Source organism: Brenneria uluponensis, from assembly GCF_032395385.1.
In the GTDB taxonomy this organism is placed as follows: Bacteria; Pseudomonadota; Gammaproteobacteria; order Enterobacterales; family Enterobacteriaceae; genus Prodigiosinella; species Prodigiosinella aquatilis.
This window is the reverse complement of record NZ_CP135917.1, coordinates 1274843-1300535: the sequence shown is the minus strand read 5'-3', so window position 1 is coordinate 1300535 and position 25693 is coordinate 1274843. Positions and strand designations below refer to the sequence as shown.

At 47.6% G+C, this 25693-nt stretch carries 22 protein-coding genes; 6 read left to right on the top strand and 16 right to left on the bottom strand.

Annotated features, from left to right (window positions below):
* Window positions 1-149 precede the first annotated feature (149 nt).
* Together RS889_RS06015 and RS889_RS06010 are read right to left on the bottom strand one after the other, a co-directional pair.
* A complete protein-coding gene (locus tag RS889_RS06015) occupies window positions 150-359 on the bottom strand; it encodes a hypothetical protein (protein WP_315709783.1) in 210 nt (69 codons plus the stop codon).
* 254 nt (window positions 360-613) lie between these two features.
* Window positions 614-2935 (bottom strand): retention module-containing protein, encoded by a 2322-nt coding sequence (locus tag RS889_RS06010; protein ID WP_315709782.1) that lies wholly within the window; start codon window positions 2933-2935, stop codon window positions 614-616.
* 350 nt (window positions 2936-3285) lie between these two features.
* On the opposite strand from RS889_RS06010, the gene RS889_RS06005 reads away from it, so the two are divergent.
* The 3 genes from RS889_RS06005 (at window position 3286) to RS889_RS05995 (ending at window position 8232) form a co-directional block, all read left to right on the top strand.
* On the top strand, window positions 3286-4635 hold the full coding sequence (locus RS889_RS06005; RefSeq protein ID WP_315709781.1) for a TolC family outer membrane protein: 1350 nt from the start codon (window positions 3286-3288) through the stop codon (window positions 4633-4635).
* 62 nt (window positions 4636-4697) lie between these two features.
* A complete protein-coding gene (locus tag RS889_RS06000) occupies window positions 4698-6884 on the top strand; it encodes a type I secretion system permease/ATPase (protein WP_021016937.1) in 2187 nt (728 codons plus the stop codon).
* Window positions 6871-8232, top strand: a complete 1362-nt coding sequence (locus RS889_RS05995) for an HlyD family type I secretion periplasmic adaptor subunit (RefSeq protein WP_315709780.1) — start codon at window positions 6871-6873, stop codon at window positions 8230-8232. Before RS889_RS06000 ends, RS889_RS05995 begins: the two co-directional genes overlap by 14 nt.
* A 51-nt stretch (window positions 8233-8283) precedes the next feature.
* Here the strand turns inward: RS889_RS05995 and RS889_RS05990 are convergent, their stop codons facing one another.
* Window positions 8284-9801, bottom strand: a complete 1518-nt coding sequence (locus RS889_RS05990) for a sensor domain-containing protein (protein ID WP_315709779.1) — start codon at window positions 9799-9801, stop codon at window positions 8284-8286.
* 775 nt (window positions 9802-10576) lie between these two features.
* The gene (gene pdeH / locus RS889_RS05985) at window positions 10577-11368 is read right to left on the bottom strand and encodes a cyclic-guanylate-specific phosphodiesterase (RefSeq protein ID WP_315709777.1); all 792 of its coding nucleotides are present in this window, start codon (window positions 11366-11368) and stop codon (window positions 10577-10579) included.
* A 354-nt stretch (window positions 11369-11722) separates the two neighbouring features.
* On the opposite strand from pdeH, the gene RS889_RS05980 reads away from it, so the two are divergent.
* On the top strand, window positions 11723-11983 hold the full coding sequence (locus RS889_RS05980) for a YfhL family 4Fe-4S dicluster ferredoxin (RefSeq protein WP_021016941.1): 261 nt from the start codon (window positions 11723-11725) through the stop codon (window positions 11981-11983).
* A gap of 16 nt (window positions 11984-11999) precedes the next feature.
* On the opposite strand, the gene acpS is transcribed toward RS889_RS05980, so the two are convergent.
* From acpS to rpoE, 11 genes are all read right to left on the bottom strand, one after another.
* On the bottom strand, window positions 12000-12380 hold the full coding sequence (acpS, locus tag RS889_RS05975) for a holo-ACP synthase (protein WP_315709776.1): 381 nt from the start codon (window positions 12378-12380) through the stop codon (window positions 12000-12002).
* Window positions 12380-13111, bottom strand: a complete 732-nt coding sequence (gene pdxJ, locus RS889_RS05970; RefSeq protein ID WP_021016943.1) for a pyridoxine 5'-phosphate synthase — start codon at window positions 13109-13111, stop codon at window positions 12380-12382. Before pdxJ ends, acpS begins: the two co-directional genes overlap by 1 nt.
* Window positions 13112-13189: 78 nt before the next feature.
* Entirely contained in the window at window positions 13190-13930 is a 741-nt protein-coding gene (gene recO, locus RS889_RS05965) for a DNA repair protein RecO (protein ID WP_021016944.1), read from the bottom strand.
* A gap of 11 nt (window positions 13931-13941) precedes the next feature.
* Entirely contained in the window at window positions 13942-14847 is a 906-nt protein-coding gene (gene era, locus RS889_RS05960) for a GTPase Era (RefSeq protein ID WP_021016945.1), read from the bottom strand.
* Window positions 14844-15524 carry a ribonuclease III gene (gene rnc, locus RS889_RS05955; RefSeq protein WP_021016946.1) on the bottom strand — a complete coding sequence of 227 codons (681 nt, stop codon included), beginning with the start codon at window positions 15522-15524 and terminating at the stop codon, window positions 14844-14846. The genes era and rnc overlap by 4 nt, the downstream gene beginning before the upstream one ends.
* Before the next feature lie 181 nt (window positions 15525-15705).
* Window positions 15706-16674, bottom strand: a complete 969-nt coding sequence (gene lepB / locus RS889_RS05950) for a signal peptidase I (protein WP_021016947.1) — start codon at window positions 16672-16674, stop codon at window positions 15706-15708.
* Window positions 16675-16690: 16 nt separating this feature from the next.
* A complete protein-coding gene (gene lepA / locus RS889_RS05945) occupies window positions 16691-18490 on the bottom strand; it encodes a translation elongation factor 4 (protein WP_021016948.1) in 1800 nt (599 codons plus the stop codon).
* 269 nt (window positions 18491-18759) lie between these two features.
* Window positions 18760-19227, bottom strand: a complete 468-nt coding sequence (gene rseC / locus RS889_RS05940) for a SoxR-reducing system protein RseC (protein ID WP_021016949.1) — start codon at window positions 19225-19227, stop codon at window positions 18760-18762.
* Window positions 19228-19229: 2 nt separating this feature from the next.
* The gene (gene rseB, locus RS889_RS05935) at window positions 19230-20183 is read right to left on the bottom strand and encodes a sigma-E factor regulatory protein RseB (protein ID WP_021016950.1); all 954 of its coding nucleotides are present in this window, start codon (window positions 20181-20183) and stop codon (window positions 19230-19232) included.
* Complete coding sequence (gene rseA, locus RS889_RS05930; protein ID WP_021016951.1) at window positions 20183-20842, bottom strand: anti-sigma-E factor RseA; 660 nt, start codon at window positions 20840-20842, stop codon at window positions 20183-20185. The genes rseB and rseA overlap by 1 nt, the downstream gene beginning before the upstream one ends.
* A 50-nt stretch (window positions 20843-20892) precedes the next feature.
* On the bottom strand, window positions 20893-21468 hold the full coding sequence (gene rpoE / locus RS889_RS05925) for an RNA polymerase sigma factor RpoE (RefSeq protein ID WP_021016952.1): 576 nt from the start codon (window positions 21466-21468) through the stop codon (window positions 20893-20895).
* A 372-nt stretch (window positions 21469-21840) separates the two neighbouring features.
* On the opposite strand from rpoE, the gene nadB reads away from it, so the two are divergent.
* Window positions 21841-23442 carry an L-aspartate oxidase gene (gene nadB, locus RS889_RS05920; RefSeq protein ID WP_315709773.1) on the top strand — a complete coding sequence of 534 codons (1602 nt, stop codon included), beginning with the start codon at window positions 21841-21843 and terminating at the stop codon, window positions 23440-23442.
* Between the two features lie 48 nt (window positions 23443-23490).
* Here the strand turns inward: nadB and trmN are convergent, their stop codons facing one another.
* Window positions 23491-24234, bottom strand: a complete 744-nt coding sequence (gene trmN, locus RS889_RS05915; protein ID WP_315709771.1) for a tRNA(1)(Val) (adenine(37)-N(6))-methyltransferase TrmN — start codon at window positions 24232-24234, stop codon at window positions 23491-23493.
* Window positions 24235-24366: 132 nt separating this feature from the next.
* On the opposite strand from trmN, the gene srmB reads away from it, so the two are divergent.
* Window positions 24367-25692 carry an ATP-dependent RNA helicase SrmB gene (srmB, locus tag RS889_RS05910; protein ID WP_315709769.1) on the top strand — a complete coding sequence of 442 codons (1326 nt, stop codon included), beginning with the start codon at window positions 24367-24369 and terminating at the stop codon, window positions 25690-25692.
* The last annotated feature ends 1 nt before the right edge of the window (window position 25693 follow it).

Here is a 25693-nt window from a genome sequence, read left to right as displayed (position 1 = left end):
CCGATCGCGGGCGTTCGTGGCCCACTGCCCGGCACACTGACCCGGCTGCCGTCGCCGGCACTGGTCACCGTCTGGTCAGCCGATGGTGATGGTGACGGTGTCGCCCACCTGCACATCGTTGCCGTACCGCTGACGGTCTGGTTTCGCGGTTATCCGCCGGTTACCGGCCGCATCGCTGGTGGTGACCGTCGCCTGAATCGCGGCGTTCGTCGCCAGTACGCCTGAATAGTGGCGTTCCCGGCACGCTGACACTCCATACCCGGCTGCCGTCGCCGGCACTGATGACCTGGGTCTGGTAGCTCTGGCTGCCGATGGTCACGGTGACGGTGTCGCCGCACCTGCACATCGTTGCCCGGCACACCGCTGCCGCTCACCTTCGGCGGTCTGGTTCTGAATCGCGGCGTTCGTCGCCAGTCCGTCTGGTAGCGCTCTGGCTGCCGATGGTCACCGTGACGGTGTCGCCGACCTTCGTGCCGCTCACCGTCTGGTTCTGTCCGGCTTCGGCGGCATTAATCGTGTTGTCGGCGGTCACCGCATCAATACTGATGTCATGGCCTCCGGCGCCGTGGTATCCACCTGATAACTGTGGTGATCAGCGGTGGCGGTGGCCGGGTTACCGGCGGCGTCGGTCGTCGTGACGGTCGCCGAATAGTGGCGTTCGTTGCCAGTACGCTGCCGGGCACGCTGACACTCCACACCCGGCTGCCGTCGCCGGCGCATCTGTCACCTGGGTCTGGTAGGTCGCCGAACCGATAGTGACGGTGACGGTGTCGCCCACCTGTACATCGTTACCCACTGTGCCGCTCACCGTCTGATCCTGTCCGGCTTCGGCGGCATTAATCGTGTTGTCGGCGGTCACCGCATCAATACTGATGCTGGCCTCCGGCGCGCTGGTATCCACCTGATAACTATGATCGGCGCTGGCGCTGGCCGGGTTACCGGCGGCGTCGCTGGTGGTGACGGTGGCCTGAACGGTACTCTGCCCGGCCAGTACGCTGCCCGGCACGCTGACGCTCCATACCCGGCTGCCGTCACCTGGGTCTGGTAATCTCTGGCCGCCGATGGTGATGGTGACGGTGTCGCCCACCTGCAACATCGCTTCCGCGGCATTAATCGTGTTGTCGGCGGTCACCGCATCAATACTGATGCTGGCCTCCGGCGCCGTGGTATCGACCTGATAATTGTGGTCAGCCGTGGCGGTGGCGGGGTTACCGGCCGCATCGCTGGTGGTGACCGTCGCCTGAATCGCGGCGTTCGTCGCCAGTACACTGCCCGGCACGCTGACACTCCATACCCGGCTGCCGTCGCCGGCACTGATCACCTGGGTCTGGTAGCTCTGGCTGCCGATGGTCACCGTGACGGTGTCGCCCACCTGCACATCGTTGCCCACCGTGCCGCTGACGGTCTGGTTCTGTCCGGCTTCGGCGGCATTAATCGTGTTGTCGGCGGTCACCGCATCAATACTGATGCTGGCCTCCGGCGCCGTGGTATCCACCTGATAACTGTGATCAGCGGTGGCGGTGGCCGGGTTACCGGCGGCGTCGGTCGTCGTGACGGTGGCCTGAATAGTGGCGTTCGTTGCCAGTACGCTGCCGGGCACGCTGACACTCCATACCCGGCTGCCGTCGCCGGCGCTAGTCACCTGGGTCTGGTAGGTCGCCGAACCGATAGTGACGGTGACGGTGTCGCCCACCTGTACATCGTTACCCACTGTGCCGCTCACCGTCTGATCCTGTCCGGCTTCCGCCTGATTCAGAACATTATCCGCCGTCACTGGATCGATGGTAATGCTGGCGTCCGGCGCCGTGGTATCGACCTGATAGGCGTGATCAGCCGTGGCAGTGGCCGGGTTACCCGCCGCATCGCTGGTGGTGACCGTCGCCTGAATGGCACTCTGTCCGGCCAGTACACTGCCCGGTACGCTGACACTCCACACCCGGCTGCCGTCACTGGCGCTGGTCACCTGGGTCTGGTAGCTCTGGCTGCCGATGGTCACCGTGACGGTGTCGCCGACCTGCACATCGTTGCCGACGGTGCCGCTGACGGTCTGATCCTGTCCGGCTTCGGCGGCATTAATCGTGTTGTCGGCGGTCACCGCATCAATACTGATGCTGGCCTCCGGCGGTAATGTATCTACCTGAGTGGTTACCTGTCCGCCACTTCCCACATTTCCCGCTTGGTCGGTATAACTACCATCTGCAACGCTTACCGTCACCAACCCTTCAAAATTGGAACTCGGCGTCAATACTGCCGTCCAGTGCGTTGGGTCATTGGGATCCTGCAATAAATCAGAGACAATACCGTTATTAACGGTAATATCACTCAGGTCAAAACCGACCGGTGCTTCAGTAAATTGAAAATTGAGGGAACCATCGCGATTAAACGTAATGACAATAGAAGGAGATGTTGTATCACTGGGAATTGATGTTTCCTGAATTTGTGCAGCCAGCAAATTAGGATCAGTCAGACTGGGAATATCCGTTACAGAATTGGTAATACCTGTCGTATCAAAACCAGCCGTAGGATCGACAATTTTACCTGTCAGGTTCAGCATGATGTCAGCTGTTGAATGTCCACCGCCACCATCACCAGCCTCGCCGATATCCCCATTACCGGCACCAGCAGCTGTGGCTTCCAACACCTGTGTAGGGTCCGCGCCCTGAGCAATAGCTTCCTGTAACGCCGCTACGTCCGCAGTGGGATCTGGCTGTTGTGACGTAATATCGGTTCCATCTCCCCATCGGCTGTCACGTCCCAAATCAAGCGTATGGCCATCAGGTAACAAAATGGAAACAGCACCGGCATTTCCGGTAACGACTTCTTCTCCATTGTAAATACGATCGCCTGCGACTAGCTGGCGCTGTGTACCATCTGAAGCGACAACGAATACCTGACCAATAACAAATCTAATGGTACCGATAACGCTACTAGCCATAGTATCCTCTTGATATATCCAATTATTTTTTGAACAATTCGATTTGACCAAGAAGTCACATTATCACATTGATAAGAAAAACTAATTAATTCAATATGTGTAATGCTATTCTCTCAACGTCAACCTCTTGACTCTCTGCCTAATATAATAAAAAATTCGGAACATTCTTACTAAAATTTACTTTTTTAAAACAACTAACGCGCGATATTCGCAACAATTATTTCCAATAAACTCTCAATGCATTGATATTAATGCATTTTATTTTTTAATTAAGGAATAACTTTCTGTAACTATTTATTGAAAGTGTAAGGATATTTTTAACCTAAGTATACGTAGAGGAAAAAGGTTTAATGCCACATAAATACTCGTTTGTTCTGCTACCGTTACTAATAGCCTCATCCATGTCTTTCGCTGACACGCTACGAGAAGCCGTTGAGGATACGCTTCATACACATCCCGAAGTCAGTGCTGCCATTAATAACCGGCTATCTGCTGAGCAGGATATGCGTTCAGCCGAAAGTGGTTATCTACCCAACATTTCTGTCAACGCTGGAATAGGTAAAGAGAACACAGACAGTGCTTCTACCCGGGCGCTAGGGACTGACTCAGATAAACTCAACCGACGTGAATCCAGCATTAGTCTAAGCCAGATGGTTTTTGATGGTTTTGCAACGTCCAGTGAAGTCGGTCGGCAAAAAGCTACCGTCAATTCCCGAGCTTATAAAGTATTGAATACCAGTGAAAACCGGGCGTTGGACGCTATCCAGGCATATCTGGATGTTTTGCAACGTCAGGAGTATGTCCGCCTGGCGGAGGCAAATCTGCTCAGCCACGAACGTATCTACGATCAAATCAAGTTGCGGACAGAACAAGGTGTTGGAAGGCTGGCGGATTTGGAACAGGCTCAAGCCAGGTTGGCACAGGCACGTAATAATGCTTTGACAGAAAAGACCAACCTGACCGATTCCCAGACAACCTATTACAGTACCATTGGTAAAGAGCCGGAAAATCTACAGATACCAACCCAGAGTGCGTTGCAACTACCTGACTCTTTGGATAAAGCACGTAAAATCATGCTGACTAATAGTCCAATTCTGAAATCAGCAGAAGCAGATATTATTGCCACAGAAAAACAGTATCAGGCGTCCAAAGCCGGGTTTTACCCCCACGTTAACGTTGAATTATCTCGCTCGATGGGTGACAACATTGATGGTGCTCGTGGGACAGATAATGAATGGCAGGCTATGCTGAGAATGCGATACAACCTGTATGAAGGCGGAAGCACTGAAGCCACTATGGAATCAAAAGCTTATCAGGTAAAAGAAGCTCAGGATGTGCGTAATAATACCCTTCGTTTACTGAATGAAGAGCTTCGACTGGCTTGGTCCGCAGTAAATAATGCACGACAACAGTTGCCCATAGCGGAAGAGTACGCCGAACGTAGTCAACAGGTACGTAATGCCTATCAAAAACAGTTCAGTCTGGGGGAACGCACTCTGCTGGACGTACTGGACAGTGAAAATGAGCTTTTTACCGCACAACGACGCATGGTTGAAATTCGGTTTACTGAAATGTTCAGCGAATACCGTTTAAAAGCCCGTATGGGAAATTTATTAGCAAGCCTGTCCATTCCTGCACCTGCAGCCAGCCAAAGCCTGAGTGAGGTTAAAACCCAAGTCGAACTGCCTAGTTTAAACTAACCGGTTAATTGCTTGTCGTATGCAGGCCGGAAACCATCTTAAGTAAGGAAAAGTTCGGTTATATGAATTCACATAGCGAACAACCAACCAGTAACGAGGAAAGCACCACTGTACCATTGCACAACGATCCACGCAGCCGTCATGATGATCCGCTGCTGGATAGTCTATTAATATTGTGTTCATTACAGGGAAAATCAGCCAGTCGTTCTACCCTGACGGCAGGCCTCCCTCTTGTTGAACAACGTATGTCCATCAAGCTGCTCCCCAGAGCGGCGGCCCGTGCAGGGTTACAGGCGCGAATACTCAAACGTTCGCTGTCCAGTATTCCAGCGATGTCGCTCCCCGCAATGCTGCTACTGCGGGAAGGAAGAGCGGCAATACTGCTCAGTTGGAACGAGGATGGCAGCGCACAAATCATGCCCAGTGAAACAGAAGGTGGTGAGATTTCTATCGATCACAACACATTACAGCAGAATTACCTGGGACTGGTGATGTTTGCCCATCCGCGTCATCGATTTGAATTACAACAACACTCGCTAATTCCACGCACCAATGCCTGGTTTAAAGATACCCTGAAGCTTTCCAGGTTCCTGTATCTGGATGCCGTTATCGCCAGTTTCTTAATCAATATTATTGCACTAGCCACCCCGCTGTTTGTCATGAACGTCTATGATCGGGTGGTGCCTAATCAGGCAACATCAACTTTATGGGTGCTGGCGATAGGAGTGACGGGTGCTTTCATATTTGATTTGATTTTACGTACCCTGCGCGGCTTATGTTTAGACATGGCGGGTAAAAAAACCGATCTGATTATTTCAGCCACCTTGTTTGAGCGTATTACCGGCATGGCCATGAAAGCCCGGCCAGCCAGAGTGGGAAATTTCGCGCAGAATATTCATGAATTTCAGTTTCTGCGGGACTTTCTTTCTTCTCTCACCTTAACCACCTTGATTGATTTTCCGTTCACTTTATTATTGCTGCTCGTGATTGGCATCATCGGTGGCCCACTGGTCTGGGTACCTTTACTGGCTTTCCCTGTTGCACTGTTGTTCAGTTGGGCGCTACAAAAACCGTTATCGGAAACGATTGAAAAAACAATGCAGCTCGCCAGCGAACGTCAGGCGACCTTAATAGAAACACTGGGGGGACTGGATGCCATTAAAGTCAATAATGCAGAGAGTGAACAGCAATACCACTGGGAACAAACCATTGGTACCCTTACCCGGCTGGAAATGCGGGCCAAAGCGCTCTCTTCATTGGCCGTAAACCTGACACAATGGTTCCAGCAATTTTCCGGCGTGGTGCTGATCGTTTTTGGTGTTTATCTCCTGATTAATGGAAAACTCAGCATGGGGGCGCTGATTGCCAGCTATATGCTGAATAGTCGGGCTCTCATGCCGTTGGGACAATTATCCGGGCTGGTAACCCGTTATCAGCAAGCCAAACTCACCATGGCGACGACCGAACAGATGATGCAATTACCGCAGGAGCGCAGCGATAAAGAGCGCCCACTCAAGCGTGAAAGCATTTCTGGCGGCATTGAATTTCGCAATGTAACGTTCCATTATCCTGAGCAAAAAAACCATTCCCTTCAGGAGATTAATCTCTCCATCACACCGGGTGAAAAGGTCGGTATTATCGGGCGCAGCGGTTCTGGTAAAAGCTCCCTGGAAAAGCTGATCGTCAATCTTTACCAGCCCACATCCGGCAATTTACTAATTGATGGTGTTGATATCCGCCAGCTCGACGTAAGCGATTTGCGTCACAACATTGGCTATGTCCCGCAGGATGTCCAACTGCTCAGCGGTTCTCTGCGTGATAATCTACTCTCCGGTGCCCGATATGTTGAGGATGAAGCAATGCTGCGCGCCGCCGAAATTGCTGGCGTAAATGAATTTGCCCGCCTTCATCCCGACGGTTACAACCTGCAAGTGGGTGAAAGAGGGCTGCAGTTATCTGGTGGTCAACGTCAAGCCGTAGCCATCGCCCGATCCCTATTGTTGGATCCACCTATCCTGGTTCTGGATGAACCCACCAGCTCAATGGATAACAGCAGTGAAGATCGGCTCAAACATGCATTAATCCCCGTACTATCGAATAAAACGTTGTTACTGGTCACTCACCGCGTATCAATGCTGGGTTTGGTTGATCGACTGGTGATCATCGACAAAGGACGCATCATTGCCGACGGTCCAAAGGCTATTGTGATGGATGCACTAAAAAAAGGGCAAATCAATGCACCTCGTTAAAAACGCCAAACGCCTTTTAGCCTATTTTTTTGCGCATAATGAAGAAGAAGAGCAAATCATGCCGGAAGTTAGTCGGGCCATGATAGAAGACGCACCTCGGATTATCCGCTTATCACTATGGGCTATTCTGGCCTTCTTTATCTTTTTCTTTCTTTGGGCAGCGTTGGCCAATATTGATGAAGTCACTCGGGGAGAAGGTAAAGCGGTCCCTTCTTCCCGATTGCAGAAAATACAGAACCTGGAAGGTGGTATTGTCAGCAAGATGTTTATTCATGAGGGGCAAATCGTCAGCAAGGGAGAACCGCTGCTACAACTTGACGCGACCCGTTTTGCTTCCAACGTAGGTGAAACCGAAGCCGACAGACTGACTCTTGTGGCCCGAATTGCACGTTTAAATGCGGAAATTAATAATAAAGAGCTTAACCTGCCAAAGGATGTTATCCAAGATGCCCCTGAAGTTGCCAGAGGTGAACAAAATCTCTATAACAGCCGACGTAAACAGTTCCACAATGAAATATCCGGACTGAAAGAGCAACAGATTCAACGCCAGCAAGAACTGCGCGATTTTATCGCCAAGCAGGAACAGTTCCGCAACAGCCTCAAGCTACTGCAACAGGAAATCAAGATGTCGGAACCCCTGATTGCCGAAGGCGCGATTTCAAAAGTAGAAGTGTTACGCTTGCGCCGTTCAGAAGTAGAAACCCTCGGTCAACTTAACTCTGTAACACTTTCCATTCCGCGGGCAGAAGCCGCCTTCAACGAGGTGAACAATAAAATCGAGGAAGCCCAAGGTCGCTATATAAGTGATGCGTTATCACAACTAAATGAAGCGCAGACTAATCTCAACAAGATTACAGCTACCGGTAAGGCGCTTGAAGATCGGGTTAATCGCACACTGGTGGTTTCACCAGTGAAAGGTATTGTGCAGCAGATATTAGTTAATACGATTGGTGGTGTTATTCAACCTGGCAGCGATCTGGTCGAAATTGTTCCTTTGGATGACAAGCTGCTGATTGAAGCTCGAATCCGTCCTCGGGATATCGCTTTTTTGCACCCGGGCCAGAATGCAGTCGTTAAATTTACGGCTTATGACTATACGATTTACGGCGGACTCAAAGGACATCTGGAGCAGATAAGCCCGGACACCGTAACGGATAAAGATGGAAACAGCTTTTATATCATTCGGTTGCGAACTGATAAAAATTATTTGGGCACAGCAAAAAAGCCCTTGTTAATTATTCCAGGCATGGTTGCTACAGTAGATATAATGACAGGGAAGAAAACGATACTCAGCTACCTTTTAAAACCCATTCTGCGAGCCAGAGCAGAGGCATTACGAGAAAGATAACAGTTGAAATAATCAATAGCGTTACAACATGAAAGATAAAAACACCCTTATTTATTGATGGGTGTTTAAATCGTGATAAATCTGCGTTTGGCTGCGGCCCAATGCTTTGGCTTGATACATGGCCGCATCGGCATTAATTGCCAGTGTTAATGAATCGGTACCGTGTTCCGGATAAAGCGCAATGCCGATGCTGCAGGATATATCGAGCTTTTTCCCCCCAATCTCAAAAGTTTCATTCAGCGCGTTGTGAATTTTATCAGCAACATAAAGTGTATTGGCGATTTCCTTAATTCCTTCCAGTAAAATAATGAATTCGTCACCACTGCGACGATATACCGTATCTGTATCCCGGACGGCCGCACGCATACGGGAAGCGGCTTCTTTTAAGAGTAAATCACCGACAGCATGGCCGAAGGTATCATTGATTTGTTTAAATTTATCCAGATCAAGAAACATCAAAGCTATCTTTCTGCCTGTTTGCTTGGATAATTGAATAGCCTGTTCCATCTGCTCGGCAAATGTCAGGCCATTTGCCAAAGATGTCAGGGAATCATAATGAGCCAATTGACGGTAATGCTCTTCGCTACGACGCAGCATATCAATTGCCCGATATCGCTCGATCGCTACCGACACCAATTGAGCTGATTTTTCGATAGAAGTAATTTCATCTTCGGTCGGAGAATATACTTTACGGTGATAAATACTAAGGACACCTAATATTTCCTTGTTTTGCCCAAAAATAGGCTCTGACCAGCATGAACGCAAACCCGCATACAATGCCAGACCTTTATAAAGAGACCAATGTGGATGTGTAGAGATATCATCTGCAATTACTCGATTACCAGCATAAGCTGCCGTACCAAATGATGCAGCACCATCCGCTATCTTCACATTATGAATAGCATTTTTATAAAAACCCGGTAGGCTAGGTGCAGAACCTAGCGTCAAACATTTCTTTTCCTTATCAACCAGTAAAATAGAGCAAACAATTCGGCCTGGATTTTTCTCTTCAATACTAAATACAATGGCATCGAGAATGTCTTTCAGCGGTGCGCCACTGGATAATAGTTCCAACGCGCGATTATAAGAATTGTCATGATGCTCTTGTGTTTTCCTTTCCGTAATATCCATTTTCACACTAACATACTGAATAGAGTTGCTAGCCTTATTATATATCTTAACTATGCTGGCTTTTTCCCAATATAACTGCCCATTTTTTTTACGGTTAATAAATTCGCCATTCCATATATTCCCCCGACTCATAGTAGCCCAGAGATCTTCATAAACACTGGCGTTCGTCATGCCGGAACTCAGCATTCTCGGATTATTGCCAAGCACTTCCTCGGCGTCATATCCTGACATGGTAATAAACTGTCGATTCACATAGATAATTTCACAATTCTCATCTGCAATCATAATTGATGCAGGACTATATTCCGTAGCGAAAAAAACCATATTGAGAAAGTCTTGTTTTTTTTGCTCTATACTGACTTTCTGCTGATATTTCCTGTTCCTAGCGGAAGAAACCCCTAAAAGAACGACTAACAGAGTTATTATAATTTCATACACAATAATACTCTCCTCAGGCCCATGTGGTCCTGATCGTACAAATCACATCACTGAAAACGAAAAATCTCGGTAATAACATCCCCTTGCTTGAGTTTTCAGGGCTGGTGCATTTCCGGAGAGTAGATTGAATGAAAGAAAAACCTATCCGGTCTGCAGGATAGTTCAGAAACATAGAAACACCAGCATAACGCCTCCATATATCGTTGTGTGAGAATAAGATAATAAAATCAATAGGGTTAGCTTATTTACTATATGAGTAGTTAGTTTGGTTATAAGTCTGTCTACTATTTTAAACAATGCTTTACGTACTTTGTGTGTGTTGTATTTTGACCACCAAATTTTCGTAAGCAAATCAATTATACCAATAAGCAGTACCGTTTTAATCAAAAAAATCTATCACTAAGTGATTTTTGATCGTTGTAATCAAATGATTTTCTTTTTTGTCTTTTATAATCAGTTAATTATAAACAACTAATTACAGTTAATCGCTTAATATTGAGATATTTTTCTGATAAGATGTCAAAATATATCTTAATTTGCAAATATCATTATTTTCGGTATAAAACACTGTTTACATGTAACAAACAATACTTAAATCTAAAAAAATCGATATTACGCTAATTTATCGTACTTACTAGATTATCATCTGATTGTTATCCAAATGAAGTTTTGTACTTTTGACCTTGTAACATAAGCACGAGCAGGCATAAAAGCATACCAGATGCGAAATAGAGAGAGAGAAATTACAGGGATACAGGAAGTTTGAGAAGGATGTCTACAGCTCCAGTTGCAGGCTATCGAAATGATCAAACGATTGAGGGCGGGCAAGATAATACCCCTGAGCTGCAGTTGCATTGGATTGTTTTACTACTGTCCATTCATCTTTAGTCTCTACACCTTCGATCACGACATAATTGCAGTAACGACTTATCAAGGTAACAAGCAGAGGAAAAAGCTGTCTGCCCTCTTCCGTTTGTAACAGTATGACAAACAGTTCACGGGCTATCTTGATGCAATCGTATTTCGTCAGCACCAGAGATGAAAAATTAGCAACACCACAGCCAAAATCATCAAGCCATAATCTTCGAGCTTCTGGCAAATTGGCCAATGTATCTTTAGAAAGGCCTTCCAGACTTTCAACTAATTCAAGGCGTAACCATGGCATTGATGTAATCAGTTTTTTTGCCTTTCGACTTTTCTGCAAAGCCAATAATGTCAAGCCATCAATATTAACAGAAGCCAACAGATCATCCTGTATAAACCGCTGATTCCATTGATTTAATAGTTGTAACTGTTCAATGACAACCTGCAACCGTTTTTCAACATCAAGAGTCTTAAAATAAGCTTCGGGAGAAATAACCTGTTGTGGCGTAGACGGATAAAAAACGGCGGTAAGTAATTCAATCCCCATCAACTTTCCAGAAGTTCGGTAAATAGGTTGAAAAGTATACTGTCTTTCACAGCAACGCCAACAATCAGTATCGACCAAATTTTCCTCCCCCACAGTAGAGAAAGATAAGCCTACCTGCTCAACATGACTTTTTTGCCGCACTATGTACTCCGCCATTAGACATACGTTTTTAACTATAAAAAGAGACTATATAAATATATAAGGTTATCGACCCTATTCTGAAAAACTTGATTCAGGATACAGCCATAATGTGATTTACATTACATTGATAACATGACGGACACATTGCATGTAAAACAATTAGTTAACCATATCAAAAGGCTATACACAAGCATGTGTTATACATCGAATCATAGTAACAATTCAGAATAATGCATATATTAGTTACGCAAATAATGACTACTTTCCTCCGCTGACCGACCACTACTCATTCCGTAAAAAAAGTTCAACGTGTGCAGTCCGGTTCAGGCAGAGTATAATCTGCGCCCAGATCGAAGAAAGGGAAAAAATATGGCTTTACTGATTACCAAGAAATGTATCAATTGTGATATGTGTGAACCAGAGTGCCCTAATCAAGCTATTTCGATGGGGGTAGATATTTATGAAATCGCAGCTGAACGCTGTACGGAATGCATTGGCCACTATGAAACACCGACCTGTCAAACAGTATGCCCCATCGATAATACCATCCTTAAAGATCCGGCTAATCAGGAAAGTAACGAGCAACTCTGGGAAAAATTTGTACAGTTACATCACGCAGATAAAATATAGAATGGCAATCCGTCAGTCAGTCTTCAATAATTACGGTAGCGCATGCATAGTGGCGCTCATCCGCCAATGAAACGTGAACCCGCTTAATCCCCATTTGTATCGCCAGGCCTGCGGCCCGATCACGAAAGCGCAACCCAGGTTTCCCTAATGAATCATTAAAAACTTCAAACTGGGCGAATGCCAACCCATTACGAATTCCTGTACCGAATGCTTTCGCCGCTGCTTCTTTTACAGCAAAGCGTTTAGCCAGAAATCTGGCTGGATGATGATGTGTCTGATAATTATTCAACTCTTCCGCGCTAAGAATACGCAGGGCAAGGCGGTCACCTGAACGGGCAATTACCGCCTCTATGCGCGAAATTTCAACAATATCCGTCCCCAACCCCAGAATAGCCATTAACGACGGGCTTCCCGCATCAGGGTTTTCATTTCCATCACAGCAGCGGACAAACCATTCATCACTGCACGACCAATAATTGAATGACCAATATTCAGCTCATGTATTTCGGGCAGTGCGGCGATGGGCTGCACATTATGGTAAGTCAGACCATGGCCAGCATTCACTTTTAATCCTTTACTGGCAGCGTAAGTAGCCGCTTCGCGGATCCTTGCAAATTCACGCTGACGTATTGTGTCCTCTTCGGCATCCGCATAGGCACCAGTGTGAATTTCAATGTAAGGTGCACCACAGGCAACTGCTGCATCGATCTGCATATGATCAGCATCGATAAACAAAGAAACCAAGATACCAGCGGAGCTCAGTCTGGCTACCGCATCAACCATTTTTTCCTGCTGCCCAGCTACATCTAAACCACCTTCCGTCGTCACTTCCTGACGTTTTTCCGGCACCAGGCAACAAAAATGAGGCTTCAGCTCACAAGCAATAGTCAGCATTTCTTCTGTAACAGCCATTTCAAGATTCATCCGGGTCTGGATAGTCTGCCGCAAAATATGAACATCACGATCCAATATATGACGACGATCCTCCCGCAGGTGAACAGTAATACCATCAGCACCAGCCTGCTCTGCCATAAAAGCGGCTTGAACCGGATCGGGGTAAGACGTTCCCCGGGCATTACGTAACGTGGCAATATGATCGATATTTACGCCCAACAACAACTCAGCCATGATTTATCCTTAAAAAATAGTACATAACAGAAAGCAGAGTTTACACCTATGTTGCACACCAAGAATACCTGTTCACTTTTACTCGTCTTCACCGCCATGTACAGGAGGTGTAGAAGGCTTGGGAATAAACTGGCGGAACAGTTCCCGACTTTTTAGCGGCTTAGCACCTAAATAGGGTTTTAGCGCCATACGAGTAAAACGCTTTGCCGCACGCAACGTCGCTATATCAGGAAATTCCCTTGCAGCCAGTGCCTGTAATTCCCTGCCGGTAAAGCTAGCGTTATCGATGATCAGGCTGGCAATAAACCCTTTTTCCTCGCGATAACGATAGGTCATTGATTCTGCCACAAACTCGCCACTTCCTGCACAATGCAGGAAATCGACACCATATCCCAGACTTTCTAATAGCGCTAATTCAAAACGACGAAGTGCAGGTTCGGGAGACCCTGCTAATGAGGCCAATTGTTGCAGGCAGTGAAGGTAATCGAAGAAAAGCGATGAATAATTAGTTTCATGCTCTAAAACACGGGATAGTAATTCATTAACATATAACCCGCTGTACAACATGCTGCCAGTCAAGGGTAATCCCAGCGAAACGGGTTCGGCGCTTTGCAGCGTTTTCACTTCCCCCTTCCCACTCCAACGGGCCAATAAAGGAGTGAAAGGCTGAAGACAGCCTTTCAGATTTGAACGTCGAGCGCGAGCGCCTTTGGCCAACACCCGGACTCGACCATCATTTTCAGCAAACAGATCCAGCAACAAACTGGTTTCACTGTAAGGTCGCCCATGCAAGACAAATGCGCGCTGCCAGCCCTCCATAGGCAAGGCCCTTATAGGTCGTCAGTATAGCCCAAGCTGCGCAGCGCACGTTCATCATCCGCCCAGCCCGACTTCACTTTGACCCACAGTTCCAGATGAACTTTGGCTTCAAACATCTGTTCCATGTCCTGTCGAGCCTCAATACCAATCGTTTTTATCTTGGTACCTTTGCTGCCAATCACCATCTTCTTCTGACCTTCACGCTCTACCAGAATCAGGCCATTGATGTCATAGCCGCCTCGCTCATTCGTCACAAAACGCTCAATTTCTACCGTGACTGAATAAGGCAACTCCTCGCCGAGAAAACGCATCAGTTTTTCACGAATAATCTCTGATGCCATAAAACGCTGAGAGCGGTCAGTAATATAGTCCTCAGGGAAATGGTGTTCAGCAACTGGCAGGTGTTTACGAACAACGCTGGCAATATTTTGAACATTAGTCCCTTTTTCCGCAGAAATCGGTACTACATCAAGGAAATCCATTTTCTGGCTCAGCATTTGAATATGAGGTAACAGTTTGGTTTTATCCGTCACGTTATCCACTTTATTAATGGCAAGCACTACCGGGTTTTTTTGATCACGCAGCTTATTAATGACCATTTCATCATCGTCTGTCCAGTGAGTACCTTCCACTACGAAAATGATCAACTCAACATCACCGATTGAACTGCTGGCAGCACGATTCATTAAACGGTTGATGGCCCGTTTCTCTTCAATATGAAGCCCAGGAGTATCGACATAAATCGCCTGATAAGGGCCTTCGGTGTGAATGCCCATGATACGGTGGCGGGTAGTCTGTGGCTTACGCGAGGTAATGGACACCTTCTGACCCAATAATTGATTCAGCAAGGTTGATTTACCTACATTGGGTCGTCCAACAATAGCGACAAAGCCGCAGTATGTCTGTTCTTCACTCATTCAATCTCCAGCTTTTTCAACGCTTGCTCTGCCGCAGCCTGTTCAGCTTTTCGGCGGCTTGAACCGGTGCCAACCACCGGCTCGCTAAACCCACTCACCTGACAATGAATGGTGAATTCCTGATCATGTGCTTCACCACGTACCTGCACGACCAGATAGGTCGGTAGTGGCAAATGCCGTCCCTGCAAAAACTCTTGTAGCCGGGTCTTGGGATCTTTCTGTTTATCACCTGGACTGATTTCATCCAAACGGGTCTGATACCATTGAAGAATCAATTGTTCTACCATCTGAATACTGCTGTCCAGGAATATACCTCCGATCAGTGCCTCAACCGTATCGGCAAGAATGGATTCACGCCGGAAACCACCGCTTTTTAATTCTCCAGGGCCTAAACGCAGGCATTCGCCCAATTCAAATTCCCGGGCAATCTCCGCCAGTGTATTACCACGTACCAATGTTGCCCGCATCCGACTCATATCCCCTTCATCTATACGAGGGAAACGATGATAAAGCGCATTGGCAATAACAAAACTCAGGATAGAATCCCCAAGGAATTCCAGCCGTTCATTATGTTTGCTACTGGCGCTACGGTGAGTCAACGCCTGCAATAACAAGTCATATTGTTGGAAAGTATAGCCTAGTTTTTTTTGTAAACGATTTATGAGGATGGGGTTCATGTGTTACCAATAGCTCAATAATACTTTTAAAACAACAGCATACGGAACAATCCTGCTTTACTGAGAATATATAATCAAAACTGTTTCGTTTGCATTGGCCCCCGACCGGGAGCCTGCGTTTATTTATTCGGAATATTCTACAACGGAACACACAAATATGCTGTGTGTTTATCTCGTTGAATTAATGAATACCGCCAATACGGCTTAAACGAACACCTGTTGGCCATTCGCCTTCTTGTTTTTCAAAACTCATCCAGATAGCCGTTGCTTTGCCAACCAGATTTTTCTCAGGCACAAATCCCCAATAACGGCTATCAGCACTGTCATCACGGTTATCGCCCATCATGAAATAATGTCCGGCAGGAACAACCCAGGTTCCTAAAGGCTGATGTGGCTGCTGATAATAAAGGCCAAGTTGATCCTGAGCACCTGGCAGCGTCAGGATATGGTGCGTTACCTTACCCAACGTTTCTTCACGGGTATTCATACGAATACCGTCACTACTTTCACCGACGGGAATCTGATAGAAACCGCTACTTACTTCGTGACCGGTACTGTTGAATGTCTGAACGAAATTGCTCGGCTGAACATCGCTGTATGTAATTGCCAACGCCTTGTCACAATGTTGCTGTCCAGAGCAGGCTGGCTGTACTGTTACCTGCTTGGCAATCGGATCGTAACTGACCCGGTCACCCGGTAAACCAATCACGCGTTTGATATAATCCAGTCGAGGATCTCTGGGATATTTAAAAACCGCAATATCACCACGCTTAGGATGACCCGTTTCAATTAATGTCGTCTGCGTAATGGGATCTTTAATTCCGTAAGCGAATTTTTCGACCAGAATGAAATCGCCGATTAACAGCGTCGGCATCATCGAACCTGACGGGATCTGAAACGGTTCTAAAATAAATGAACGAACAATAAATACCAATGCCAGTACAGGAAAGACCGACACGCAAGTTTCAATCCAACCTGGCTGTTTCAAGTTGTTTGATAACGTTTTCTGATCGATTGTACCATCGGACGAATGGCTCAATGCCGCCACTTTTGCACGCCGCGCCGGCGCCCATCTAAAGCGTTCAAAACACCAGATAACACCGGTAACCAGTGTCGCCAATGCCAAAATCAAGGCAAACATATTGGCCATGCCAACTCCTCAGAATTTATTTACTTTCTTTACCAACATGTAAAATGGCTAAAAACGCTTCCTGCGGCAGTTCAACGTTACCGACCTGCTTCATGCGTTTTTTACCTTCTTTCTGCTTCTGTAGCAGTTTTTTCTTACGACTTACGTCACCACCATAGCATTTGGCCAGCACGTTTTTACGCAACTGTTTAACCGTAGAACGCGCAATAATGTGGTTACCGATTGCAGCCTGAATAGCAATATCAAATTGCTGGCGGGGAATGAGTTCTTTCATTTTTTCCACCAGTTCGCGACCCCGATACTGAGAATTATCACGATGGGTAATCAACGCCAGCGCATCCACACGTTCATTGTTAATTAGCACATCCACCCGCACCATATCAGAGGCCTGGAAACGCTTGAAGCTATAATCCAGAGAGGCATATCCGCGCGAGGTTGATTTCAGACGGTCAAAGAAATCCAGCACCACTTCTGCCATAGGGATGTCATAAGTTAAAGCTACCTGAGTGCCGTGGTACACCATGTTGGTTTGTACACCACGTTTCTCGATACACAATGTGATCACATTGCCCAGATATTCCTGTGGCAGCAGCATGTGACACTCGGCGATAGGTTCGCGTAATTCCTGGATATTGTTCACCGGCGGTAACTTGGAAGGGCTATCAACGTGAATAACCTCATTGCCAGTGGTTTCGACTTCATAAACAACGGTCGGAGCCGTAGTAATTAACTCCAGATCGTATTCACGCTCCAGACGTTCCTGAATGATTTCCATATGCAGAAGGCCGAGGAAACCGCATCGGAAACCAAAGCCCAGTGCAGTGGAACTTTCCGGCTCATAGAACAATGACGCATCATTCAGACTGAGTTTGCCCAGTGCATCACGGAAAGCCTCATAATCATCGGAACTGATTGGGAAAAGTCCGGCATAAACCTGTGGTTTTACTTTTTTAAAACCCGGCAGTGCCTTTTCTGCCGGTTTACGGGCCAGAGTCAGGGTATCTCCGACCGGTGCGCCGAGAATATCTTTGATAGCACAAACCAGCCAGCCAACTTCACCGCAGTTCAATACTTCCCGGTCAACCCGCTTCGGTGTGAAGATCCCTAGCCGTTCAGCGTTATAAACCTGACCGGTGCTCATCACTTTGACCTTGTCACCTTTACGCAACATACCGTTCTTGATGCGTATAAGTGAAACTACCCCCAGGTAGTTATCAAACCAGGAGTCGATAATCAGCGCTTGCAGCGCTGCTTCCGGATCACCTTCTGGCGGGGGAATATCCCGCACCAGACGTTCCAGCACTTCAGGTACGCCCACACCGGTTTTGGCAGAACAACGAATCGCATCGGTAGCATCAATGCCCACGATATCTTCAATTTCCTCACTAACACGATCAGGATCGGCGGCAGGCAAATCGATTTTATTCAAGACCGGAACCACTTCCAGATCCATTTCCATTGCCGTGTAACAATTGGCCAGAGTCTGTGCCTCTACCCCTTGTCCGGCATCTACCACCAACAAGGCTCCCTCACAGGCTGCCAATGAGCGGGAAACTTCATAAGAAAAATCAACGTGTCCAGGCGTATCGATGAAATTAAGCTGATAAATTTGACCATCGGATGCTTTGTAATCCAACGTCACACTCTGGGCTTTGATGGTAATACCACGTTCACGTTCCAGATCCATAGAATCCAGTACTTGTGCCGCCATTTCTCGTTCGGACAAGCCACCGCAAATTTGAATAATGCGGTCAGATAGCGTCGACTTACCGTGGTCGATGTGAGCAATAATGGAGAAATTTCGTATATGCTTCATTATAAAAGTTTTTCTACCTTGGTATTCCTGAAATTCTTGCCGATGGCACGTGCATTAGGTGACAACCATAGCCGTTGTCCTATACCTGAACCGCAGCATTCTACATGTCGGATGGTAGAAAACCTAGTCATGGACTGAGTATTACCCACGATTATGACTGCTTTATCGAAGATACCCGAGTTATAAGATGAAAGAAGCTGTAAAAAACTGAGCGGCTGTTGAAATTAATACCGAAGATGCATGGCATACAAGCATTTCATCTCTTGTATTCAAAGGGTGGGAAAAGATTCAACCCGCAATAAAGATTCCGGCAAGGAGACTTGCAGGATCACCGGCTGATAATCGCTGTTTTCACCTATTTTGTCAGCCCAGAGCCGTACTGCCCAAAAACTCATCATCACACCTGCCAATGCTCCGGTGATAGACAGTATGTCATTGCCATACAATGCTTGCATCACACCCGCACCGACCATTAATCCCAGCAAGGGAAACAGGTACATCAATACGGCGGAACGAAGCAAACTACTCTCTGCAACACCAATTTCCACGCGTTGTCCCGACTGAAGCGGCTGTCGATAAGGGATGAGTAATTGGTGCTCTGGACTCTCCAGTGCCTTCAACGCCCCCGATTCACACCCCGTGCGCGACTGACAGCTACCGCAGCCAGAACGCGGTTCGCAACGCACAAGCGCCATACCACTTTGCCATGAAACCACAGTCGCCCATTCTTTAATCATTACTACTGTGCCTTAAAAATAATGTTATCTGCGATACGTTTAGCCGTAGCCAACGGTAGCTCACCAATGACGGTAATTTCATGGTTATCACGGATTTCTGTATGCACTGTCCGACGGCCAACGAATGCATTTCGCTCAGAGCGAGCTGTTTCACTAGCCGGACTGATATTCACAGAAAAACTGAACAAACCATCACTGTAAAACCGCGACTCCACAGGAACATTAACACCTGACAACAGATGTTGATTACGAGAAATCTCTTCTACTCCCATCGGTAACCATTCAGCCACCCAGTTAAAATTTGCCGACGTTTTAGTCGATAGACTGAGTAATGGTGGCTGCTTAAGATTTTTCAATGGTGCCATGAGTTTTTGAATATTGTCACCCACGACAATGGAAATGGCCCGGAACTGCTCCAGCATCTCACCATTCTGGTCAAGCAAATCGACACGCAGAGGTAATTTGGTCTCAGAATCCAGGCAGACTACATAGCTAAAACGCGTACCATCACGGGATACAATACGAATAACGTCCCCTTGACGGTCAGCAAGCCGTATACGCCCAGTGGGAATGAAATCATAGTATCCGGACAAATGCTGGAAATCAGCGAACATCAAGGCGGGTAGAGAATCCACAATATGTTCACCCGACAACGTGAAAGGTTCCATATCAGCTTCGTGATAGATAATACTATTGCCACGTTGCAGAATCTCCCGACGAGGGCCGTCGAGGTGGATCAATTGTGCCAGTGTATCCTTGTCTTGAATAATATGGCGATAACGCAAGGAATCAATTCCCAAGTGGGAAACATTGATGAAATACATTTCATAATTTAATGACTGACTGGCACTGCTCATCTGCTGCAATATCGCTCTGGAGTCATTCTGCGCCAGAGCGATAGAAGAATAAGACAGACTGCCAAAAAAAATGCATGCGACAAACCAAAAGCGCTTCATTACTGCGGTTGCATTCCTAATGATTGAGTCCCAGGTACTTGCACGGCGGCCTGCTGAACGTCAGGTTGCTGAAGCTGAAGCTGATCGGAATAGACCCGACGCTGCAATTCGTAATCCTGCAACAGCGCATTAATACGCTCATGCTGCGCCTGCATCTGGCGCTGTCCGCCATGTGCGACACCGTTTTCAGCCGGGACACTTAGGCTTACCGGTGATGCGGCACCTAACATGGGCAGTGTCGTACTCAGCACCGGTGTTCCTCCAGCGCTTTCTGGCGTCACATTACCTTGCTGATAGTGTTGCACACCAGCAATCACTGCCAGTGAAACACAGGCGGCAACACCAATTTGAGTCAGTTGACTGGCAAACGGACGAATCTTGTGCCAGAACGGCAATCGATGCCAGGTTTGTGGATGTGGTTGAACATCAGCTACGGTGTGAGAAATGAGACGTAGCGGCTCTTTTTTCAGCACAGCGGCTACCCGTTCGGCAATGTCAATATTCACTACGTTATCACAGACATCACCACGTAATGTATCGCGGATCAAATGATAACTCTGCCAACTTTGCTGTAACTTGTCATCCTTCGACAAAGCACTCAGCAGTTCATTATCAACTACTTCGCCATCCATTAGAGCGGAAAGTTTCTCTTTCTGCATACTGACACCCTTACCTTGTCAAACCCGCCATTGTTAGCGTCAAGAACAAGCTAACGCTGAATAAGTGGTTGTACTTTATTATCAATCGCTTCCCGAGCGCGGAAAATCCTCGACCGAACAGTACCGACTGGGCAATCCATTATGGACGCTATCTCTTCATAGCTTAGTCCATCCAGTTCACGCAGAGTAATTGCCAAACGTAAATCCTCAGGCAGTGACTCTATGGTACGGAAAACAATTCTTCGCAACTCATCTGACAACATTAAATTCTCAGGGTTCGATATTTCTTTCAATGCACTGGCATTTTCATAATTTTCAGCATCGTTGGCGTCCACATCGCTAGAGGGAGGTCGCCGACCCTGCGCTACCAGGTAATTTTTTGCCGTATTCACCGCGATACGGTACAACCAAGTGTAAAAAGCACTATCGCCACGAAAAGACTCCAGCGCACGATAGGCTTTGATAAAGGATTCCTGCACTACGTCCGGCACGTCTCCCGGAGGAACATAACGGGATACCAGACTCGCCACTTTATGCTGGTAACGAATAACCAGTAAATTGAACGAATTCTGATCTCCTTTCTGGACCCGCTCAACCAGAACCTGATCCGCTAACTGCTCGCTCATCCGAGGTAATATCTCCCCAAACCCGTCTCCACGCCTATGTTAAGTACTGCCAGCTATTCACTGAAATCAGAGCAAGCTCACGCTTGGAGTGTATTTGAATAATAAAGTTCCGCGCTATGACGTTTATTTTAATGACTACTTCATTGAATTTTCTGGGATACACAATAGTTCACACTATCTTTTCTCATTTGCACCCCATTTCAGAGCGAATCATACGCCAAAACCACAGTTCTGGCACCATAAGTCACGCTGCGATAGAGGGTTAGCATCACATTCAGAGTATGTTTAACAAAATGAACAAAAAGGCTGCATAAATAACCTATCTAGTGCTAGGATTCGTTTTACTGTTTTATAAACTAAACAACACTCATCATGAATTCAACCACTGAACACGACTGCGATGTCCTCATCATCGGCAGCGGAGCAGCAGGACTCTCGCTAGCACTTCGCCTCGCCCCGCATTCCAGAGTGATGGTTCTCAGCAAAGGGCCATTGAACGAAGGCGCCACCTTTTATGCCCAGGGCGGGATCGCCGCTGTTTTTGATGAAACAGATAGTATCGACTCCCACATTGAAGATACATTGATTGCTGGTGATGGTCTGTGTGAACGCGAGGCAGTATCCTTTATTGCCAATAACGCCAAACACTGTGTTCAATGGCTGATTGACCAGGGTGTATTGTTTGATACTGAAAACTCCCCTCATGGCGAAGCTCGTTACCATTTAACCCGGGAAGGGGGTCACAGTCATCGACGCATTCTGCACGCTGCCGATGCCACGGGTAAAGAAGTCGAAACGACATTGGTTGGTAAAGCTCTCGCACATCCCAATATCACGCTGATGGAGCGCTGTAATGCGGTTGACCTGATCACGTCCAGCAAGCTGGGGCTAGCAGGCCATAAACGGGTGGTAGGCGCTTACATTTGGAACCGGGAAAAGGAAGTCGTCGAGTCCTGCCGGGCTAAAACAGTGGTACTGGCCAGTGGTGGTGCCGCCAAGGTGTATCAGTACACTACCAATCCAGATGTTTCTTCCGGTGACGGTATCGCCATGGCATGGCGTGCAGGATGTAGGGTCGCCAATCTTGAATTCAACCAGTTTCATCCCACCTGCCTGTTTCATCCGCAAGCCAGGAATTTTTTGCTTACAGAAGCCCTACGTGGTGAAGGTGCTTACCTGAAACGCCCTGATGGCAGCCGCTTTATGCCCGACTTTGATTCACGTGCCGAGCTGGCCCCCCGAGATATTGTCGCTCGTGCCATCGATCACGAAATGAAGCGTCTGGGGGCTGACTGTATGTACCTGGATATCAGCCATAAACCTGCGGAATTCATTACTCATCATTTTCCGACCATTTATGAAAAATTACTGTCACTGGGTATCGATCTGACCAAAGAACCAGTCCCGATAGTTCCCGCCGCACACTATACCTGTGGTGGTGTAGTGGTGGATCAGCAAGGCAGAACCGATTTGAACGGACTTTATGCCATTGGTGAAGTCAGCTACACCGGATTGCATGGCGCCAACCGGATGGCCTCCAACTCACTGCTGGAGTGTCTGGTTTATGGCTGGTCAGCGGCTGAAGACATTCTTAAGCGTCTGCCAAGCAAGCAGCTGGTCGATCATCTGCCATCGTGGGATGAAAGCCAGGTGGACAACTCTGATGAGCAGGTCATTATCCAGCATAACTGGCATGAGCTGCGGCTTTTCATGTGGGACTACGTCGGTATTGTTCGAACCACCAAGCGACTGGAACGGGCATTACACCGCATCAATCTGTTACAGCATGAAATTAATGAATACTATGCACATTTCCGTATTTCCAACAACCTGCTGGAATTGCGTAACCTGGTTCAGGTTGCCGAGTTGATCGTCCGTTGTGCGCTGGAAAGAAAAGAAAGCCGCGGATTGCATTATACGCTCGATTACCCTGAGCGCTCAGACACACCACAGCCTACGATTTTGCATCCATAATCCCCTTGGAGAGAGAAAGGCGGGGCCTTGAGCCTCGCTGTTCTCAACCTACATAAACAAATAAAAATCCTGGGTCAGCGTTCGGAAAGCGACGGAATAACATTGGTGGTCATCGCGGATGACCAGTGATGTTTCTATCACGGCACCCGGCTGGTGAGACAGCGCCAGCAACACTCGATGAGCAGCCCGAAATGCATATTCCGCCACATCTGTGCGCTGTCTGAGATGCCAGCCGCCATCACGGGCATTATTCAGAAATTCCTCTACAACCTGGTGGGGCAATACGACACAAAACAATCCGTCATCAGCCAAGAGTCGATGAGCACAGTTCAATAAGTCTGAATGTGTCAACGTTGTGGTATAACGCGCCTGCGCACGCTGTTCCGTTCGACAGGACACCCCTGGGGAAAAATACGGCGGATTACTGACAATCAGCGAGTATGGCGCAGTGGTAGCTGGTATAAACCGAGTAATATCAGCATGATAAATATTAATCGTGTCAGACCACGGTGATGTAGATACATTGTCCATTGCCTGCTGACTGGCCACTGCATCCAGTTCAACTGCATCAACAGGGACGGCTCCCCCACTACGCTGAGCCAGCATTAAGGCAATCACACCAGAACCACAGCCAATATCCAATATCCTGCCCACAGATCGCAACGGTGCCCACGCGCCCAGGACTATGCCATCGGTTCCGACTTTCATCGCGCAACGATCGTGCGCAACAAAAAATTGCTTAAAGGTAAAACCACCGGACCGCAATCCTGATTTACTGTCTTGATGCTTCATTATTCGTCATTCCGTACCAAACCGGGGTAGCATAAGAGAATCTCAAGTCGAGGAAAAGTAGTCATCGCAGCTTAAACAGATGAACAACCAGGCCAATGCGTCTATAATCACCGCCCCGAACAGAGGTAGACAATGACTGCAACCAATTTTTCCGAGTTTGATCTTGACGAAAGCCTGCTTGATGCCTTGCGTGACATAGGCTTTCAGCGCCCGACAGCAATTCAGGCTGCCGCTATTCCCCCAGCGATGGAAGGGCGAGATGTACTGGGCTCCGCACCAACAGGTACAGGGAAGACCGCTGCCTATCTGTTGCCGGTTCTACAGCATCTACTCGATTTTCCACGGAAAAAATCAGGACCGCCTCGGGTTCTAATTCTGACGCCAACCCGTGAGCTGGCGATGCAGGTTGCTGACCAGGCTCGCCTGCTGGCTGCGCACACGCATCTGGATATAGCCACTATCACTGGTGGCGTCGCCTATATGAACCACGCTGAAGTGTTTAGTGAAAATCAGGATCTCGTGGTTGCGACCACCGGGCGATTGTTGCAATACATTAAAGAAGAAAATTTTGACTGCCGGGCAGTCGAAACGCTGATCCTGGATGAAGCTGATCGCATGCTGGAACTGGGCTTTGCACAGGATATTGAGCACATCGCCGGTGAAACACGCTGGCGCAAGCAAACACTGCTGTTCTCGGCCACACTGGAAGGCGACGCCATTCAGGATTTTGCCGAACGCCTGCTGAATGATCCGATAGAAATAGAGTCCGATCCTTCACGCCGGGAACGTAAAAAGATTCTGCAATGGTACTACCGTGCCGATGATCTTGAACACAAAACCGCCCTGTTATGCCACTTATTGAAACAACCGGATGTCACTCGTTCTATTGTGTTTGTGCGCAAACGTGAACGTGTCCATGAGCTGGTTGGATGGTTGCATGCAGCCGGCATTCAGTCCTGTTATCTGGAAGGCGAGATGGTCCAGGCCAAAAGAAACGAGGCTATCAAGCGCTTAAGCGAGGGGCGGGTAAATGTACTGGTTGCAACTGACATTGCTGCTCGAGGCATCGATATTAACGATATCAGCCATGTATTTAACTTCGATTTACCACGCACCGCAGATACCTATCTACACCGTATTGGCCGAACTGGTCGCGCAGGTCGCAAAGGATGTGCAATATCGCTGGTTGAAGCCCACGATCACCTGCTGCTGGGGAAAATTAGTCGTTATCTGAATGAACCGTTAAAGCCTCGCGTGGTGGATGAACTACGTCCCAGCACACGGGCACCAAACGACAACGTGACCGGAAAGCCATCCAAGAAAGTGTTGACCAAACGCAAAGAACAGAAAGAGAAAGATAAACAGAAAGTAAAGGTGAAAATTCGCCACCGCGATAGTAAAAATGTTGGTAAACGTCGTCAGCCCGCTGACAAGATGGAAAAACCGACTGAAAGTTGAT

Bases quoted from the DNA above. Each gene is read 5' to 3' on its own strand.
- lepB (WP_021016947.1), bottom strand. From the start codon at position 16,674: ATGGCCAATATGTTTGCCTTGATTTTGGCATTGGCGACACTGGTTACC.
- nadB (WP_315709773.1), top strand. From the start codon at position 21,841: ATGAATTCAACCACTGAACACGACTGCGATGTCCTCATCATCGGCAGC.
- rseC (WP_021016949.1), bottom strand. From the start codon at position 19,227: ATGATTAAAGAATGGGCGACTGTGGTTTCATGGCAAAGTGGTATGGCG.
- pdeH (WP_315709777.1), bottom strand. From the start codon at position 11,368: ATGGCGGAGTACATAGTGCGGCAAAAAAGTCATGTTGAGCAGGTAGGC.
- RS889_RS06005 (WP_315709781.1), top strand. From the start codon at position 3,286: ATGCCACATAAATACTCGTTTGTTCTGCTACCGTTACTAATAGCCTCA.
- RS889_RS06000 (WP_021016937.1), top strand. From the start codon at position 4,698: ATGAATTCACATAGCGAACAACCAACCAGTAACGAGGAAAGCACCACT.
- RS889_RS05995 (WP_315709780.1), top strand. From the start codon at position 6,871: ATGCACCTCGTTAAAAACGCCAAACGCCTTTTAGCCTATTTTTTTGCG.
- rseA (WP_021016951.1), bottom strand. From the start codon at position 20,842: ATGCAGAAAGAGAAACTTTCCGCTCTAATGGATGGCGAAGTAGTTGAT.
- rpoE (WP_021016952.1), bottom strand. From the start codon at position 21,468: ATGAGCGAGCAGTTAGCGGATCAGGTTCTGGTTGAGCGGGTCCAGAAA.
- lepA (WP_021016948.1), bottom strand. From the start codon at position 18,490: ATGAAGCATATACGAAATTTCTCCATTATTGCTCACATCGACCACGGT.
- rseB (WP_021016950.1), bottom strand. From the start codon at position 20,183: ATGAAGCGCTTTTGGTTTGTCGCATGCATTTTTTTTGGCAGTCTGTCT.
- acpS (WP_315709776.1), bottom strand. From the start codon at position 12,380: ATGGCTATTCTGGGGTTGGGGACGGATATTGTTGAAATTTCGCGCATA.
- rnc (WP_021016946.1), bottom strand. From the start codon at position 15,524: ATGAACCCCATCCTCATAAATCGTTTACAAAAAAAACTAGGCTATACT.
- recO (WP_021016944.1), bottom strand. From the start codon at position 13,930: ATGGAGGGCTGGCAGCGCGCATTTGTCTTGCATGGGCGACCTTACAGT.
- RS889_RS06010 (WP_315709782.1), bottom strand. From the start codon at position 2,935: ATGGCTAGTAGCGTTATCGGTACCATTAGATTTGTTATTGGTCAGGTA.
- srmB (WP_315709769.1), top strand. From the start codon at position 24,367: ATGACTGCAACCAATTTTTCCGAGTTTGATCTTGACGAAAGCCTGCTT.
- RS889_RS05980 (WP_021016941.1), top strand. From the start codon at position 11,723: ATGGCTTTACTGATTACCAAGAAATGTATCAATTGTGATATGTGTGAA.
- trmN (WP_315709771.1), bottom strand. From the start codon at position 24,234: ATGAAGCATCAAGACAGTAAATCAGGATTGCGGTCCGGTGGTTTTACC.
- pdxJ (WP_021016943.1), bottom strand. From the start codon at position 13,111: ATGGCTGAGTTGTTGTTGGGCGTAAATATCGATCATATTGCCACGTTA.
- era (WP_021016945.1), bottom strand. From the start codon at position 14,847: ATGAGTGAAGAACAGACATACTGCGGCTTTGTCGCTATTGTTGGACGA.